Below are 17,555 nucleotides of genomic sequence, written 5' to 3'. Positions count from 1 at the left end.
TCGAGGGACAGGTCGAGTGCGGCATGCTCCATACAGGCGACTTTAACCCCTGCCTCCGACACCGGCCCCCGTCCGTGCGAACGCCCCGAACCGGCGCCCGGTCGGGGAACGGCAGTCCGTCCGCTCCGTCAAGTAACGTGGGCGCATGTCCCCGATCTTCCCTGTCCGCCGCGGGCGGCTGCTGCGCATCGGGGCCGCCTGTGCCGTGCTGCTGGCGCTGATCGGCTACCTGGTCGCGTACTTCGTCACGGGTGGTCCGGGAGCCCCGCGCTGTACGGCGAGCGCGGACGGGGAGTCGTACTCGCTCGATCCCGAACAGGCGGGGAACGCCTCGACGATCACCGCCGTGGGCACCTCGCGCGGGCTGCCCGAGCGGGCGGTGACCATCGCCCTGGCGACCGCGATGCAGGAGTCGGGGCTGCGCAACATCCACCACGGCGACCGCGATTCGCTGGGCCTCTTCCAGCAGCGGCCGACCCAGGGCTGGGGCACCGCCCGGCAGATCACCGATCCGGTGTACGCGGCGGGCGCGTTCTACGACCACCTCGTCCGGGTGCCGGGATATTCGCGGCTTCCGTTGACGGTCGCGGCCCAGCGGGTGCAGCGCAGCGGCTTCCCGCAGGCGTACGCGAAGCACGAGCCGGGAGCGTCGTTGCTCGCGGCGGCGCTGAGCGGGCGGGCGCCTGCCGCGTTCAGCTGTTCGACCAGCCCGAGCGACGGCAAGCCCGGGGATCCGGCGGCCGTACGGGCCGGGCTGCGGCGGGACTTCGGCCCGTCCGTCCTGCCGGCCACCGGGGTGTCCGGCGGCGGGAAGAGCGGGAAGAAGGGCGACGCGTCGCCCCGCACCGTCTCCGTCCCGCCCCGTCCGGTGCCCACCACGGCGACGGACAACGGGCCGCGGCGGCGCGGCTGGGAGCTGGCCTCCTGGGCCGTGGCGCACGCCGCCGAACTGCGCGTCGAGCGCGTCTCCTTCGACGGCCGGGTGTGGACCGCGGAGAACTCGCGGGACGGCTGGCGGCGGGGTGCGGGCCAGACCGACGAGGGCCCGGTCGCGGTGCGGATCACGACCGCTCAGTAGTACGACGGCACCCCCTCCCGGGGCATCCGCCGGAACCGGAGGTTGCCGCGTGTGGCCCCTGGGACGGCACCGCACCCCGATCCCCCGAACCATCACGGCATCCCTGATGAACAAAGGGTTGTCGGCTTTTCCGGCGCCTCAACCGCCGGTCCGGTTCACCCGATTGTTCATAGATCGGATCATGCGACGCATTGCCAACTCTTTACATTGGGGCACCGCAACCTTCCTCGGGCTCGGGCGGTAGTCACAGCGTCCGCACGCCGGACAGCAACCGACTTCACCTCCGTCGAAGGAGCAACATGTCCCTCCCCCTCACGCGCCGGATCGCCCAGGCCGCCCTCCTCGTCGCGGCGGGCGCCGCCTCCGCGGTCGGCGCCGCCGGTGCGGCCAACGCGGACGCCCTCAAGGCCCCCGACGCCCTCGGCGCGGTGAGCATGGCGGACGGCGCGCAGCTGGGCAACAAGGTCGACGCGGTCTCCCACCAGGCCGGCGCGATGACGATGGACACCGGGCACAAGGCCGTGGACGCCACCGGCCAGGCGCTGCACGCCACGGGCAAGGCCACCAAGAGCGCCGTGCAGACCACCCAGCACACCACGGGCCAGCTCGCGGGCCAGGCGGGCCACACGGTCGGCGGCGCCGCGCAGGGTGTGGCCAAGAGCGGCGGCAAGGGCCTGCCCACCGACAGCCTGCCGGCCGGCAACGTCACCAAGGCGCTGCCGAACCTCGGCGGCTGAACCGGCGGTCCACCGCAGCAGCCCGGCGTGCGAGGGCCCGGGAGGAGATCCTCCCGGGCCCTCGCGTACGCCTAGCGGGCCAGGCGCCGGACCGCCGCCTCCACCCGCTCGTCGGTGGCGGTGAAGGCGATCCGCACGAAGCGGTCGCCCGCGGCGCCGTAGAAGTCGCCCGGCGCGACGAGGATGCCGAGCTCGGCCAGCGCGCCGACGGTGTCCCAGCACGGCTCGTCCCGCGTGGCCCACAGGTACAGCGACGCCTCGCTGTGCTCGATGCGGAAGCCGGCGCCCTCGAAGGCCGCCCGCAGCGCGGCCCGGCGGTGGGCGTAGCGGGCGCGCTGCTCGGTGACGTGCGCGGTGTCGCCGAGGGCGGCCACGGTGGCCGCCTGCACCGGGGCGGCGACCATCATGCCGCCGTGCTTGCGGATCTGGAGCAGCTCGCCCAGGACGGCGGCGTCACCGGCGAGGAACGCAGCGCGGTAGCCCGCCAGGTTGGAGCGCTTGGACAGCGAGTGGACGGCGACGATCCCCTCGAACGAGCCGCCGCAGACGTCCGGGTGGAGCACCGAGACGGGCTCGGTCTCCCAGCCCAGTTCCAGGTAGCACTCGTCGCTGAAGACGAGGACGCCGTGCTCGCGCGCCCAGGCGACGGTGCGCCGCAGCTCCTCGGCGGACAGGACGCGACCGGTCGGGTTCGACGGGGAGTTGAGCCAGAGCAGCTTGAGGCCCGTGGGGTCGAGGTCGGTCGGCTCGTCGTAGACGACGGGCTCGGTGCCGGCGAGGCGGGCGCCGACCTCGTAGGTCGGGTAGGCGAGGCGCGGGTAGGCGACCTTGTCGCCGGGGCCCAGCCCGAGCTGGGTGGGCAGCCAGGCCACCAGCTCCTTGGAGCCGACGACGGGCAGCACGTTGGTGTGCTCGACGCCCTTGGCGCCCAGCCGGCGCTCCACCCAGCCGGTGAGGGCGTCGCGCAGCGCGGGCGTGCCCCACACCGTGGGGTAGCCGGGGCTGTCGGCGGCGTCGGCCAGGGCACGCCGGACGAGCGCGGGCACGGGATCCACCGGGGTGCCGACGGAGAGGTCGACGATGCCGTCCGGGTGGGCGGCTGCGGTGGCCTTGTAGGGCTCCAGGCGGTCCCAGGGAAAGACGGGGAGACGGGAGGAGACTGCGCTCACGCTGGACGGCTCGCTCTCTTGCACGGGGGGGTCCGGTAGGGGCGGGGGGCGGGAATGCCGCGGCCCCGTACGGGCGGCGAGGCTGTACGGGGCCGGGTGCGGTGCCTAGCGGCAGCTCACTGGTGGTCCTGGTTCTGCGGAGGCAGCTCGGCGATGAAGGGGTGGTCGCGCTCGATCAGCCCGAGCTTGGAAGCGCCACCGGGCGAGCCGAGCTCGTCGAAGAACTCGACGTTCGCCTTGTAGTAGTCCTTCCACTCGTCCGGGGTGTCGTCCTCGTAGAAGATCGCTCGACCGGGCAGACCGGCTCACAGGCACCGCAGTCGAACGCATTCGTCCGGGTGGATGTACAAGGACCGGGAGCCCTCGTAGATGCAGTCGACGGGGCACTCCTCGATGCACGCCTTGTCCTTCAAGTCGACACAAGGCTGCGCGATGACGTAGGTCACGCTGTCGTTCCTCCTCGGTAGGGGTCATCTTGCGCGGGAGCGCGGCGTCGTCGATGCCCACACCTAGTATCTCCGTTCCGGAGCACTTGACGAACAGGAGGGGCAGGGAGAGCTGTGGAATTCACCACGGGCGGGCGGCTGGAGATCCGGATTAACTCCGGTGATGTGGGGAAGAGGGTGTCAATTCGCGCCCTCAACGACCGTACGCGGTCCCCCGAACGGTTCACCGACACGGTCGGGATCCTCGACTCCTGGGCGGACGGCGTGCTGTGCGTCACACGCCGCAACGGGGAGACCGTACGGATCGCGGAGGACGCGGTGGTCGCGGGCAAGGTCGTGCCGATGACCCCCGCCCGGCGCCGCGGGCCCGCCGCCGGCGTGCGCGAGCTCCAGGAGACGGCCTCCCGCGGCTGGCCCGCTCCGGAGACCGGCAGGCTGGGCGGCTGGACGCTCCGGGCCGCCGGCGGCTTCACCGCCCGCGCCAACTCGGTCCTGCCGCTGGGCGATTCCGGGCTGCCGCTGCCGGCCGCGCTGGACCGGGTCACCGCCTGGTACGCGGAGCGCGGGCTGCCCGCGCGGGTCCAGGTCACCACCGGCGACCCGACGGCGGACCGGCGGCTGGACGACGAGCTGGCCGCCCGCGGCTGGACCGAGGAGCGGGCCGCCCTGATGCGGACGGCCGCGCTGGCCCCGATCGCCGACACGGACGCCGACACGGACCGGGTGCTGCTGAGCCGGGAGCCCGACGACGCCTGGCTCGACGCGTACGGGCGGACCGCGGAGAACGCGACCGCGGCGCGGGCCGTCCTGACGGGCGGGCCGTCGGTGTGGTTCGCGCGCGTGCCCGGGGCCACGGCCATAGCCCGGTGCGTGATCGACGGCCGGTGGGCCGGCTTCGCCGCGCTGGAGGTCGGCCCGGAGCACCGCCGGCAGGGGCTGGCGACGCTGCTGATGGCCCGGCTGGCCCGGCAGGCCCTGGACGAGGGCGCCTCGGCCGCGTACCTCCAGGTCGAGCGGGACAACACGGGCGCGGACGCGCTCTACGAACAGCTCGGCTTCACCACGCACCACGCCTATCACTACCGTCGCGAGCCAGGACGTTGAGCGCCGTCGCACCATAGAGGCATGACCGACACCACCGGCCGGCGCCGGTTCGCCGAGGAGGCCCGCGAGGAACGGCCCGACCTGGCGCTGCTGTGCCTGCTGATCGCCGCCGAGGCGGATCCCGGGCTGGACGAGCGGGGCTTCGACGCCGTGCAGATCGAGCTCGACGACCTCGCCGGGCAGCTGCCCGCGCTCGGCCGGCACGCGGCGCCGCGGCTGTGGGCCGAGGCACTGGCCGACCTGCTCGGCGTGCGGTACGGCTTCCGCGGCGCGCCCGCCGACTACCGGCGGCTGGAGTCCTCGCTGCTCGACGAGGTCCTGCGGCGCCGGCGGGGGCTGCCGATCCTGCTGTCGGTGGTGTGGCTGGAGGTGGCCCGGCGGGCCGGGGCCCCCGCCTACGGGGTGGCCCTGCCCGGCCACTTCGTCGTCGGCTTCGGCGACCCGTACGGGCAGCACGCGCTCGCCGACCCCTTCGACGGCGGCCGGACGATCTCCGAGGAGGAGGCCGGTCTCCTGGTCGCCGGCGCGACCGGCACGCCGCTGTCGGCGGCGGCGTTCTCCCCCGCGGAACCGCTGGAGATCGTGCTGCGCGTCCTCAACAACATCCGCGCCTGGGCCGCCGCGCGGCCCGAGCGGAGCGGGGTGCAGCTCTGGGCCGTCGAGCTGTCCCTGCTCCTGCCGAGCCATCCGGCACGGTTGCGCTACGAGCGGGCGGAGCTGCTCGTGGAGCGCGGGGAGTTCGCGCGGGGGGCGCGGGAGCTGGAGGAGTACGCGGAGGTCATCGCGCCGGTGGAGCCGGACACGGCGGAGACGGTGCGCCACCAGGCGCGGGCGGCGCGGGCGTTGCTGAACTAGGCCCGTACTTCGCGGGTCGCTGATTTAGGTCTGTGGCCAGCGGGTTTGTGCGATGTCGGTGTCGAGTAGGTCGAGGAGGTGGAGTTGGACGCCGCGGTTGATCTGGACGGTTGGCGGGTCGGTGACGTTGCCGATCCGCAGGGTGAGTTCGCCGAGGTGGTAGAGGATCATCCGGCCGGTGGGGCGGACGCGGCGGTTGTCCGGGTAGAGGCCGGCCATGGTCTCGTCGGGGCCCAGAGCGCGTCTGACCTGTCGCTCGATCAGGCAGAAGACCAGCAGGGCCAGGCAGATCACCTGGATCAGCGCGGCGACGCGCCGGTTGTGCTGCACGAAGACCGGTGCGACCGCGAGGGGGCCCTTGAAGTCGTGGTAACGCCGTTCGACTGCGCCCTGGCCCTTGTAATGGATCAGTACCCGGGCCGGGCCGGCCTTCTCGGTCGGGACGCTGGTGATGAGCGCGTACCAGCCGTCGACGGCTGCCTCGGCCTCCAGCACGTCCTGGTCGAAGTGCCAGGCAAGACCGGGGGTGCCGTGCTCGTCCTCGGTGATCTGCCAGCGCAGGCAGGAGGTGACGCGGCGTTTGGCCGTGACGACACCGATCCGGGCGACGATCTTCTCCCGGGTCTTGTAGTGCCGTCCGCCCGCTGCGGCGGTGAGCTTGTCGAGGTCTTCGGCGGCCTTGGCCAGTCGTTTGGCCCGGGCCGCCCGCTGGCCGGCCGCAACCGCGGTGGAATGGACCAGGATCCGGCGCACCGTGAGCGCCGGGTCGCTCTTGCGGCGGCCGGTCAGCGTGTGGGTGTCCTCCAGGACCCGGTAGGTCTCCCGTTCCGCCTCGGGTTTCCTCTCGTCCCGCCCGGGCACCCAGTCGACGGGCTCGGCCCGCTCAGGGTCCAGGGCCGCGTAGACCTCGTCCTTGATCTGCGCGGCCGGGACGGGCGCGATGAACTCCACCCCGGCCTGAAGCAGGGCGGTGATGTTGGGGTAGGACACCAGCTTGGAGTCGGCGACCATCAGAAAGGTGTTGGTGCCGGCCATCGCCCGCAGGTCCTTCATCGCTCCGACGACCTGGCTGACCTCGGCCGCGGCGCCGTCGAAGACCCGGGAGTGGACGGGGATACCGCCGTCGGCGGACACAGCGAGCCCGGCCTGGACCTGTTTCAAATCCAGGCGCCGGTCCTTGGGATGCCCGTTGCAGGCGATGAGCGGGTACCGCTCGTCCTGGTCCTCGGCAGGGAAGGCGCCGTGGACGGACATGCTGGTCATGTCCCAGTGCAGCCGCGAGACGTCGATCCCGAACTCGGTGATCGCCCGAGCCCCGACCGTGCCCGCGATGACCTCCAGCTTCGGAGCGATCGCGTCCAGCGCGCGGGCCAGGCGGTCGTCGTTGAGGAGGTCCGGCGTGATGCCGAAGACTTCCTCCACCGCCCAGGTGCGGGCCCAGTCCCCGACCCGCACCAGTGGTGCGGGCGAGGTCAGCCGGTTGGCCACCAGCGCCTCGATGACCTGCCCGTGCGTCAGATGTGCGCTCGCACCGCCTGGACACACCTCATCGACGACCCCGGCGACATCCAGCCGGCGCAGAAACTCGGCAGCGACAGGCAGAGCGCCCAGACGCTTTTCCACCACGGACGTCACCACAACTTCAAGGCGCTGACGCTGAGACCGTGGCCGCGGGGACCGGGAAGTCATCGACACATCCGGACCAACGCGATACAACCGGCCCGGGACACTCCCGGACCGGTCACACCATACGAATCAACGACCCGCGAAGTTCGGGACTAGGGCGCTCCGCGTGGGCAACGCGGCTGCGCCGCGTTCGTCCTCAAACGCCGGACGGGCTGAATAGCCCGTCCGGCGTTTGAGGACAGCGCGCGCAGCGTGCTGCTGCGGAAACGGCGAAAGGGCGGGCCAGGGGCAAACTCACAACCACCCCTTCTCCCGCGCTATGCGGACCGCCTCCGCCCTGTTCCGCGCCCCCGTCTTCTGGATGACCGTGGACAGATAGTTCCGGACCGTCCCGGGCGAGAGGCACAACGCCCGCGCGACCTCCGCGTTCGTCGAACCGTCCGCCGACGCCCGCAGCACCGCCCGCTCCCGCTCCGTCAGCGGACTCGCTCCTTCCGCCAGGGCCGCCGCCGCCAGCGTCGGGTCGATGACCCGCTCCCCGCGGAGCACCCTCCGCACCGCGTCCGCCAGTTGGGCCGCCGGCGCGTCCTTGACCAGGAAGGCGGAGGCCCCCGGCCTCCATCGCGCGGCGCAGATAGCCGGGGCGGCCGAAGGTCGTGAGGATGACGACCTTCACGCCGGGGAGTTCGCGGCCGAGCAGCCCCGCCGCGTCCAGCCCCGTCAGCCCGGGCATCTCGATGTCGAGCAGCGCGACGTTCACACCGGCCGCGCGCGCCGCGTCCACCACCTCGTCCCCTCGGGCGACCTGGGCGACGACCTCGATGTCCGGTTCGAGGCCGAGCAGCGCGGCCAGGGCCTCGCGGACCATGGACTGGTCCTCGGCGAGGAGAACGCGAATGATGTTGGTCGTCGTCACCGCATCAGGGTAGGTCCTGACCGGCTACGCCACCGATTCCGTGCGGCGGCTCAGCGGCACGTACGCCCGCAGCCGGAAGCCGCCTCCCGGCGCCCGGCCGGTCACCAGGCGGCCGTCCGCGAGGGCCATCCGTTCGGTCAGGCCCGTCAGGCCGTTGCCGTGGGGCCCCTCGGGGCCACGGCCGTCGTCGCTGACGGTCAGGCAGAGCTCGTCGTCGGCCTCCGACAGCGCGATCTCGCACCGGCTCGCGCCGCTGTGCCGGACGATGTTGGTGACGGCCTCGCGCAGCGCCCAGGCGAGCGCCCCCTCCGCGTCCGGCCCGAGGTCCGGGTGGCGGCCGGCCGCACCGCCCAGGTCGGCGGTGACGCCCGCGGCGGCCAGTGCGGTGCGGGCACCGGCCAGTTCGCCGTCGAGCGTGGGCCGGCGGAAGCCGCTGACGGCCTCCCGGACGTCGACCAGCGCCTGCCGGCCGACCCGCTCGATGTCGGCGACCTGACGGGCCGCCTGCTCGGGGTGGTCGGGGAGCATCCGGCCGGCCAGCTCGCTCTTGAGCGTGATGAGGGAGAGCGAGTGCCCCAGCAGGTCGTGCAGGTCACGGGCGAGGCGCAACCGCTCCTCGTTCGCCGCGAGGTGGGCGACCGTGGCCCGCGCCTCGCGCAGCTCGCGCATGGTGCGGCCCATCTGGACGACGGCCGTCATGGCCGCGCCGCCGAGCAGGATGGCGGTGACGACCAGGACCAGCCCGGAGTCGGCCGCGTCCCTGAGCGCGCCCAGGCCGAGGGCGGTGACGGCGACCGCCGGGATGACCCGGGCCCGCCCACTTGGGCCGAGCAGCATCACCGCGCTGGAGATGGAGAGCTTACACCAGCAGCGTCAGCCATGCTCGCCCCAGCGTCGACACTAAATTCAGCACGGCTGAGGGGCGTACAGACCGGCCAGCAGGCGCGATCTGGCGGTCGCCGGCACCCGGTGGCGCGGGCGCGGGCCGAAGAGCAGGGAACATATACACCCAGCCACGAAGCGATCGAGCCCCGCCCCAGCACGAGGGCCGTGCACGTCGAGTGCCGCCCGACTCATCAGGTCGGCCACCGCGTAGAAGAGATAGGTGGAGCCAGAGGACGTCCAAGCACGCCTTGGGCCACGACCTGCCGGCGGTTCTCGGATGCCTGCCGTCATGATGTAGCCGTTGTCCACGGCGTTGTCCACGCGTCGTCCGTCCCCATGGCCCTCCGTCCTCAGTTCTGTGGTTGTCCCGCGTTACAGCCAGGCCGCGGCGCCCGCCGTAAGAGGAAAGGTTTTTAGGACGACGAGGAGGTGACGCCTTCGCCCCGGGGGCGTAGCACCGCGCGCTCCGATGGCCTGGCCCAAGGACCGGCGTAGGCGTGCGGGGGACGTACTCCGCGATCTTCTGGAGCCACTCGGGGAAGCGGCGGTCGGCATCCACAGACCCCCGAGCATCGACAGGCCGAAGTAGACGACCATGACGTGGCGCACGCGTCGCCGTGGCCAGGTAAGCCGATGGACACGTCCGAGCGGCCGCGAGACTGCAGCGTGCCGGCCAGATCACGGGCGGCCAGGCAGCCCATACTGCCAGGCGTCGAGCCGGGATCGCGCCTAGGGCGCAGCCAGCGGCGAGAAGAAGAGACCAGGATGGACGGCCCATGCGAACACCACGGGCGGCCGAGGCGACCTTCGCCGTCACATAAGCCGCGGCCCGGCAGCGCCCCGGTCAGGGCAGCTGGCGGCACCTCACCTCTCGCGCTCTGGGCCTACCGCCTCGGCGTTGGCCGATGAGGAACGGAGGTGATGGCGCCGGAAGGTGGCCATGGAGGACCATGTTAGATGACGGGAAGGTCAGCCCGTGTTCACCGATCTCTTGTCGGTGTCCTTGGAGCCGGGCCTCGGGATCGAGGCAGGTTTACCAGCGCGGCCGGGTAGAGCACGAGAAAAGCGATGCAATTCTTGTTGGCGTGCAGGGTGCGGGCGATTCGAGATGATCAGGTCTTACATCGGGGTTCGCCTTAGCGGAAGCGCGGCCGAATACATCAGGCTCGGCGTGTCGAGGGCGTTCCGGGGGTTGTCGGAGGTCAGCCTACAGGAGGCCGACTCTCGGCTGGCCGCGGCGTCGGTGATGGCGATGAACGCCTGCTCCTGAGGCGCCAGCCGGCGACCTCACAGGTTGCGGGGTAGAGTCCGAGCCGTAGAGCGCGTGGACGGTGGCGTCGGCGTCGCGCGACTGCATGCGCACGGTGCGGCCGGAGACCTCGACGGAGGTCAGTACGCAGGCCGCGCAGGGCTCCGCCGGGATCTCGCCGTCCAGGTCGAAGACGATCCGGCGGGCCCCGGCCCGCGCCTTGATCTCGGCGGCGGGAACCGTCCGCGAGACCCGGCGCGGTGCAGCACGACCACACGGTCGGCTATCGCGTCGGCCTCCTCCAGGTAGTGGGTGGCGAAGAGGACCGCGCGGCCCGCGTCCGCCTGCCGGCGCATCGCACCCCAAAGGTCTGACGGGCCGTCACATCCATGCCGGTGGTGGGCTCGTCGAGCACGATGACTCGTTCTCCCCGGCCGTCGCGAGGTCGAACCGCACCGCTGCTCCTGCCGCCGGAGAGCTTGTTGACCAGACGTCGGCTGATCTCGGTGATGCCGCCTGCTCCATGACCTGCTCCGCGGAGTACGCCCGGGTGTGCAAGTCACAGGCCAGGCGCACCAGTTCGCGGACCTTCACCTCTCCATCAGGCCGCCGCTCTGCAGCATGGCGCCCACCTTGCCCTGCTGACGGCCTGTTGCGGCGGCATGCGAAGAGCTCACGACGCCCTGGCGTCGGGGCGGCTCAGGGCCGAGCAGCAGATCCAGGGTGTGAGGACTTGCCGGCGCCGTTGGGGCGAGCAGGGCGACGGTCTCGCCCGGGTAGAGGTGCAGGTCGAGATCGGCCACGGCCCGTACCGTGCCGAAGGTCTTGCATGACGTTCGCGAGCTGACGACGGGAGCGGCTCCCGTGCGCGGCCGTCCCCCTGAACGTCGTCGTGGTGATGGTCATAGGTCCATCGTGACGGACCTGATCGCGGCCGGGCAGTGTCGGCCGTCGTCGGAAGATCATGACAGATGTCATGCCCGCGTGACAGAGGTCCGTGTGACAGCGGTCCCGTGTGAGCAGAGGTCCCGCGTGACAGAGGGTTCCGTACGGCAGACGTTCCCGTACGGCAGAGGTCCCGTGCCGCCACCCGCACGGGACCTTCGCACTGCGGCCGAGGATCAGCCCGTCATGTCTTGATGACGCCCACGCGCTCCGTCGGCGTCTTGCCGCGCAGCGCCTTGCCTCGAGGGCGCCCGCGACGTCCTGCGCGTGACCGGCGTCTTCGTACCGTTCCCCGCGCTCGATGAGCACCCCGTTGAACTTGGTGCCGTAGAGGGACTGAGCACGTCGAGGTTGTAGTTCTCGACAAGCTTGCCGTTGACCTCCTTGACCGACAGGACTCGGCAGCGAGAGCTCCGACCGAACGGGATCGAGTCGGAACGGATCCGTCTGGATCGTCACCCGCCCGACATCGCCGGCTTGGCGAACTCCTCCATCGCCCGGTCGACCTCGTGTTGTCCACCTTCGGCTGCTGGCTCGCGACGGGCAGGGTGCGACCGGCGTCTCCCTTGCCCGTCTCGCACGCTCGCGGTACGCGTCCGCGACGGCCTGGACCCCTTGCCGTGTGTCGATCCCCTGGTACGGCTTGCCGTACACGGCCACGGCTTGCCCGGCTTGAACAGATCGTCCCGTCCTTGGCCCCGCCGACTCGCCCGACAGCGCCCTTGAGCGCGGCGCGACCTTCTCCTCGTCGACGATCCCGTCGGCTCGGCGCTGCGGCTGCGCCGACGAGCGAGCCGACGACGGTGACGGGGTTGTAGTCCCGGCCTGACACCGAACGGACGGTCTCCTGGGTGTCGATGGACAGGCCCGCCACCGACGGCTTGAGCCTGGACTGCTTGCCGCCGATCGTCACCTTCAGCGGCGCGTTCGCCCGGTTGCCGAGTCTTGGCGTCCGAGCTTCTGCACGGCCTGCTCCTTGGAGCTGCGCCGCCGATGTCGAACGCCCAGCACGGTGGTGCCCTGCCGCACGTCCAGTGGTTTCATCACAGGCCGGCGCGTAGGCCACGCGGCCAGGACGATCACGGCACCGGCGAGCAGGACCAGCTTGGAGCGGCCCTTCTTCTTGGCGCCGCCTTGGCGCGGACTTCGGGGCCGTCTTCGCGGGAGGCTTCGGCACACCGGCCAGGGCGCGCCCTGCGCCGCGGCGGCGGGGGAACGGCCGGGCCCCGCCCGCCTTGGCTTGGGCACGGCGACGCGCCGGGGCACCGGCTCGACGGCTTCTTCGCCGCCGGAGCCGGGCACCGGGGGCATCCCGCTGACCAGCGTCTTCCGCGGCCGGGGCGCCGGAGCGCTGTGCCTTCAGGACCGGAACCCGGCCGCTGCACCCCCCTGCGGGCCGCCCTTCGGCCCCTTCTTCTTGCCCTGCTGCGCCTTCTTCCCCTGCTGCGCGCCCGGACCGGGCGGCGGCACGACCGGGGTGCGCGCGCGTGCGGGTGTCCGTAGCGCCGCCGGGCTGACCGCCGACGGGGAACGGCAGCCGGTGGCCCTGCTGGCCCTGTCCCGCGCCGGGCGCGGGGAACTGCTGGGTGCTCCCGTGCGCCGGCGCCTCTGCGGAACCCCGGTGGTCAGGGCGTCGGCCGTCCAGGGCGCGCCCGCGCCGCCCTGCTCTGCGGGGCGGCGAATGGGTCGCCGGCAAGAGGCATGACGCGGTGGTGGAGGGTCGCCGGCAGACCGGCGGCCATGTCCCACCGGCATGGGGTTTGGTGCCGGTGGTCGACATGCCGCCGCACGGCAGAGGGTTGGCACCGTCGTCTCGACATGCCACCGCCCGGCGGGGCCCTGGCCCGTCGTCCCCGGGCCGCCCTGCCACGGGCGCGCGCCCCCGCGGCGGGGTCTGCGCCGGCGAACGGGTCGTCCGGGAACGGCGTCGCGCCGGTCGTGGAGGGGTCGTGCGGGAAGTGCGGGGCGCCTCCGCCGGCGGGGCGCCTCCGATCATCGGGCGTCCGCCTCGCATCGGCCACCCTGTATCGGACCGCCCTGCATCGGCGCAGTGCCGCCCATCGGCGGGCCGCCCATGATGCGGCCCCTGCCCCGCTCGTGCCGCGTCGCCCGGCCTAGGGCTCAGGGCGCGCCGGCCGCCCGCCGGGCCCTGGCACTGCCGTGCCATAGGCCAAGTACGCGGCCCGGGCAGGCTCGCCGCGGGACCACGCGTCGGGTGCTGAGCCGGACCACCAGGGTACGCGGGTCCGCTCGGAGAAGTGGGGCGCCCGCCCTGTCCGCCCGAGCCCGCGGTAACGTTCAGCGGACTCTGCCATCAGATTCGCGGCTGCGGCCGTTCTCGCAGGACCGTCGTCGGGTCGCCCGGCAGCGGCGGTGCGGAGCGTGCTCCGCCGTGCCCTCGCACGCGATGGTCGCGCTGCCCGAGTGTCGCTGCTGCCGAGGTACGCGCTGGGTACACCCCACTTGAGACCGCGCCGGGCGCACCCGTCTCCTGCTGCGCGCGATACGGCGTCGAGCAGTCCGCCAGTCCGGTTGCCGACACGGGACATGTGCGCGCCCGTGGACTGCGAGCTTACCGGGACTAGCGCACCGTGGGAGTGCCGCGCGAGGACGTCTGCGTCGCGGAGGCGCCCGACGACTTCTGCGGGGCGCGAACAGATCGCTAGGTCTTCTCGGCCGGCGCTCCGATCTCCGCGCGTGCGGGCGCCGCTGCCGCGGGCCGTACTCGCTCTACGCGCGTCGGCGCGTCTGCCCGTCGTCGTCGTTCGCCTGCGTCTCACCGAGACGACGTCGCGCATGACAGACCTGGCGGATGGACACGAGCCTCGGGATGTTGAGGCGGATCCGTGTCGATCATCGCTGTCCTCGAGCTCTTCGTGGCAGCGTCCGATGCGCCGCCCGCGTAGGGGTATACGCGTCAGCCTCCGCGCCCCCTGGCGGCCCTGAGACGGACTGTCATGATTGCACGGCTCAAAGCGAGATCTCTGTGCCCGGTTATTCTCGCGCGCCCTATCCATGCCACTCACGGTGGTCGCCCATCCCACGGTTCAGGGGTGCTCGCGGCGTGCACCCGTACTCAACTGGGTCACCGCGGCGCGCGCACGTTGACGACCGCCGTCATACCCCGCGGTGAGCCGGAGCGCGACCGTACTCCGCGTGCGATCATTCACGGGCCGAGTCGACATCAGTGTAAAAGGTCCGGCGAGATCGCCGGACATTTCAGTCGTCTCACCCGATTCAGTCGTCGGTCGACGTGGCGCCCCGGTTGCGAGCTTTTTCGCGAGGGTGCGCGATCAGATCAGCAGCGATGACCTATGCCGCCGCAGCAGGAAGACATAGGAGCCGATCCCGGCCTCGAAGGAAGTCGGCCCCTCGCGGTTGAGCGAGAGCAGCAGCACGCGATCAGCTCCAGCCGATGCCGGCCGCAGGCACCTCCCCGGACCGCGCCGCGGTCACCACCGCGCCGCCGTGAGCACGAGACCTGGACGACGCCGAGCAGCGCGAGCAGCACACGCCCCGTGCACTCTATCAACCCCGCTATGCACCAGCGAACGCGGCGACTACCTCCGTGCGAGGAACGCGAGGACGACGAGGCGCTCGAGAGTGGCGGCGAGCTTCCCCTCCCCGATCGCGTGAGTGCGTCCCGGTCAGTGGGACACGTGCGTCCTCTCCCGGCACAGCGAGTCCGCTCCCGCACACGGCGTCCAGTGCCCGTCCGCACGGAGTCCACGCCTCCCGCACGGAGTCCAGTGCCCGCGAAGAGGTCGTCCTCGCGCCACGCAGGTCCGCACGTGCCCGCCCCGGCCGCGGACGAGCCGCTAGTACTCGTCGGCGACACATCGGTCTGGCTCAGCGCGTTAGGAACGAGCGTAGAAGTGCGCGTCCCCCACGCAGCTGTCGTGAGCGTGCGCACACCGCATCGCCGCCCAGCCTTCGCCTGGCCACGTGGGGAGCTGGTGTCTGCGGAGCGGCCGTCACCTCCTCGTCGGCACGACCACCCGGATCGCGTCGCACGAGGGCGGCGACGCGGGGCAGCGGCACGGCGGCGTCCCGCCGCGGCCGCCTCCGCAGCGGGCGAGGCCCTCCTCCACGACGGAGCACAGAGAGCACGCAGTTCACAGTAGACCTTAGGCTGACCTCGTACGGTGTCCCGCGACTCGTCCCACGGCGGAAGGCCGGCTCCGCGGCAGCTCCACCGCGCGTCATCGGCGACGCGGTGCGTCCTGGTATGTGGTCGGGTGTGCCCATAAATGCCGCCGTCCGGTCGTAGGTGACCAGTACCTGCAGGGCGCACCTCGCTGAATCACCTCATACTGAGGCTATGCGGCTGTCCCTGTCGATGACGTCTGGCCCGCCAGAAGCAGTTCGGGCGCGCGTTCTGCGGGCGCACCATCATCCCGGAGTCGCGGTGAGCAGCTGCCGGCTGCCGTGACCGAGGATACCGGTGGTCGGTGACGCCCAGCTCATTCACTCGCGGCGGCCAGTTCTGCGCACGTGCGTGTGGCCAGCCCATGAGAGGGACGTGCCCGGTCGGCGGCCATTATGGCGAGGCCGGGCGGGATCACCACACCGTCGCCCTCCATGGGTCGCGCCGAGGTGCGTCATCCAGCGTGACGCCGTCTGCACCTCGGAGGCGTACTTAGTGATTCCTCGATGGTCGCGCCGTTGTTCGATCGATTCGTCCGTCCGGGTGCGCGTGGCACCAGGAGCAGTCGGCGGCCTGAGGTCGAGATGCATGGGCCCGCCTACGAGCCTGGGTGCGGCCTCCGCCGGGAGCCGCCCTGCGACGACAGCGAACCCCGACGCTAATACACCGCCTCCGTCTAGGTAACGTGACCAGGGGCCACGGCGTCACGAGCTGATGCCAGCGCGATCATCGCCGTGATGCTCTTGAGGTGAACTGGTTGAGCGGGGCGCTCACGTCGTAGCTGCGACGGTAGAAACACAAGGAGGTGCCGAGCGATGGCGCCCGGTGGCCCGGCTTCAGTCCCGACTTCCGCATCAGCAGGATGACGATGTATCGCCAGCTAGCACCTCACCTGCTGAATGGAGAGTGCACAGCGTGTTCACCTCCATGTACAGCTGTGTCGGACGCGAACTGACAGGTACTGGACGAATCGGCAAGAACGGACGATCGGCGCTGCGCATGCAGCCAGTTAGGCACGCGGGCGGTCAGCGAGAACGTACCCACTATACGCGTGAGCGGAATCATACAAACTTCGCGCGCGCCCGTGACTCGGTGCATCGGGAGAGTCAAACCCGGGGCGCACGGCGACTTCTCGCCGACCCCCGCGGCTCAGGGCCTGAGGCTCGCGCCTATCGAAAAAGAAAACCCGTGTCACTCTCTCCACTTCGCCAGTACCTTGCCCACGCGGACACCATGACGCTACTCGCATCGGTCGCGCCACGGTCGTTCACCTGTGCGCGCCGGACGGTCTCGCGCGTCGTCTTCCTGCGCTCCCGCTCACGGCACCGTACCGCTCCCGACGTGCATGTGCGGTAGCTCGACCTCGACGATCGAGCCTGCACTACCGTCCCGCGGCGTCCGAGCTCCGGACGGCCCTGCTGGGCGGCGTGCGGAGCGAGGCGTTGTGGCCGCCGAGGAGACCGCTGCGCAGTCGCGAAACTGCACGCCCGGGACGGGTTCGTGCGAGGCATCGGTGGCATACGCGGTAGTGACCTGCCAGAACACTTTGCGAGTTTGCTGTCGGACGTTCGGTTCGGCCGCTGTACGCGTGGCGGAGTCTGTGCGCGGCAGGCACCACCAGCCGAACTCTCACGCGTGCCCCGGACCGTGCGGACACCTCGCCCCGGCGCCCTGACGGCGGCACGTCAGCCTAGGACTTGGCGGACGGCTACGCGCTGCAGAGCGCGTGGTGGTCGCGAGCTACCCAGACGAGCACCAGGCGACCCGGGCATACATTAGTGCCCGTGGCCCGAAGCGCTCTTCCGGATGTGACTGGGTGGTATTCTGGCGCGAGTTTCGTCCGTGCCGCCGAGAGAGATCAGAGCCGTGGCAATACACTGTGGCTGTGCTGTCTGGTCGGTCGCGCGACGTGGCGACAGCAGCCTGCTCGCCAGCTGCGGGAGTCGGACCGACCGGCCCGTAGCTCGAGCGCTGTGTGGATCGCCTGGCATCCCGCCCATCCGCGCGAGCAGCTCATCCTCCGGCCGTGATGAGTCGCCTATCCGGCCGACCGGGACTCTAGACTTTGCCTAACCGAACGCCGAGAGGTGCTACACGCTGGCTTCCTGCATGGCCTGTATGACACCCGCTCGCGCAGCACTCGACGTACGAGTTGTGTGGGACCGTCTGCGCTAACTACCTTATGGCGCATGCGTCCACTGTTCGGTTACCGTGGCGCTGCGCGCCTCTGCTGAGCTGGTGCAGGCGCGCGACATCCTAACAGATCGCACGTCCATGGTATCTGCCTGGAGGTGAACAGCCGTCCCACCGCGCCGCCACCCGTGCGCGTCCACATCACGGAGTCAGGACCCGCGATTGGCTTGAACTGTTCCCGCGGCGTGCCCAGGCGTGTGACGCT

Annotated in this window: 10 protein-coding genes and 3 pseudogenes; 5 read left to right on the top strand and 8 right to left on the bottom strand. The window is 71.5% G+C overall.

Annotation, left to right across the window (positions count from 1 at the left end; all coding sequences use genetic code 11):
- Window positions 1–145: 145 nt before the first annotated feature.
- Window positions 146–1,078: a VldE C-terminal domain-containing protein gene (locus ABD794_RS10425; protein WP_344962530.1), complete on the top strand. Its 933-nt coding sequence runs from the start codon at window positions 146–148 to the stop codon at window positions 1,076–1,078.
- Window positions 1,079–1,377: 299 nt separating this feature from the next.
- On the top strand, window positions 1,378–1,815 hold the full coding sequence (locus tag ABD794_RS10420) for an ATP-binding protein (protein ID WP_344962557.1): 438 nt from the start codon (window positions 1,378–1,380) through the stop codon (window positions 1,813–1,815).
- 71 nt (window positions 1,816–1,886) lie between these two features.
- Here ABD794_RS10420 and dapC read toward each other — a convergent pair whose 3' ends face one another.
- Together dapC and fdxA are read right to left on the bottom strand one after the other, a co-directional pair.
- Window positions 1,887–2,984 carry a succinyldiaminopimelate transaminase gene (dapC, locus tag ABD794_RS10415; protein ID WP_344962555.1) on the bottom strand — a complete coding sequence of 366 codons (1,098 nt, stop codon included), beginning with the start codon at window positions 2,982–2,984 and terminating at the stop codon, window positions 1,887–1,889.
- A 116-nt stretch (window positions 2,985–3,100) separates the two neighbouring features.
- Window positions 3,101–3,430: pseudogene (gene fdxA, locus ABD794_RS10410) on the bottom strand (ferredoxin).
- A gap of 114 nt (window positions 3,431–3,544) precedes the next feature.
- Between fdxA and ABD794_RS10405 the strand changes: the two are divergent.
- Together ABD794_RS10405 and ABD794_RS10400 are read left to right on the top strand one after the other, a co-directional pair.
- Window positions 3,545–4,534: a GNAT family N-acetyltransferase gene (locus ABD794_RS10405; RefSeq protein ID WP_344962553.1), complete on the top strand. Its 990-nt coding sequence runs from the start codon at window positions 3,545–3,547 to the stop codon at window positions 4,532–4,534.
- Between the two features lie 21 nt (window positions 4,535–4,555).
- Window positions 4,556–5,389, top strand: a complete 834-nt coding sequence (locus ABD794_RS10400; protein WP_344962551.1) for a transglutaminase family protein — start codon at window positions 4,556–4,558, stop codon at window positions 5,387–5,389.
- A 24-nt stretch (window positions 5,390–5,413) separates the two neighbouring features.
- Here ABD794_RS10400 and ABD794_RS10395 read toward each other — a convergent pair whose 3' ends face one another.
- From ABD794_RS10395 to ABD794_RS10370, 6 genes and pseudogenes are all read right to left on the bottom strand, one after another.
- Window positions 5,414–7,015, bottom strand: coding sequence for an IS1634 family transposase (locus ABD794_RS10395; RefSeq protein ID WP_344961949.1), 1,602 nt, complete (start codon window positions 7,013–7,015; stop codon window positions 5,414–5,416).
- A gap of 294 nt (window positions 7,016–7,309) precedes the next feature.
- Window positions 7,310–7,883: pseudogene (locus tag ABD794_RS10390) on the bottom strand (response regulator transcription factor).
- Between the two features lie 72 nt (window positions 7,884–7,955).
- The gene (locus tag ABD794_RS10385; RefSeq protein ID WP_425585989.1) at window positions 7,956–8,768 is read right to left on the bottom strand and encodes a sensor histidine kinase; all 813 of its coding nucleotides are present in this window, start codon (window positions 8,766–8,768) and stop codon (window positions 7,956–7,958) included.
- Between the two features lie 69 nt (window positions 8,769–8,837).
- On the bottom strand, window positions 8,838–9,137 hold the full coding sequence (locus ABD794_RS10380) for a hypothetical protein (RefSeq protein ID WP_344962549.1): 300 nt from the start codon (window positions 9,135–9,137) through the stop codon (window positions 8,838–8,840).
- Between the two features lie 897 nt (window positions 9,138–10,034).
- Window positions 10,035–10,868: pseudogene (locus ABD794_RS10375) on the bottom strand (ATP-binding cassette domain-containing protein); the annotation flags it as partial.
- 1,057 nt (window positions 10,869–11,925) lie between these two features.
- Entirely contained in the window at window positions 11,926–12,321 is a 396-nt protein-coding gene (locus tag ABD794_RS10370) for a hypothetical protein (RefSeq protein ID WP_344962547.1), read from the bottom strand.
- A 106-nt stretch (window positions 12,322–12,427) separates the two neighbouring features.
- Between ABD794_RS10370 and ABD794_RS10365 the strand changes: the two genes are divergently transcribed.
- Entirely contained in the window at window positions 12,428–12,715 is a 288-nt protein-coding gene (locus ABD794_RS10365) for a hypothetical protein (RefSeq protein ID WP_344962545.1), read from the top strand.
- The last annotated feature ends 4,840 nt before the right edge of the window (window positions 12,716–17,555 follow it).

It is taken from the genome of Streptomyces thioluteus, from assembly GCF_039535865.1.
Note: the sequence above shows the minus strand (reverse complement) of the source record. Positions and strands in the feature narration are given on the sequence as shown.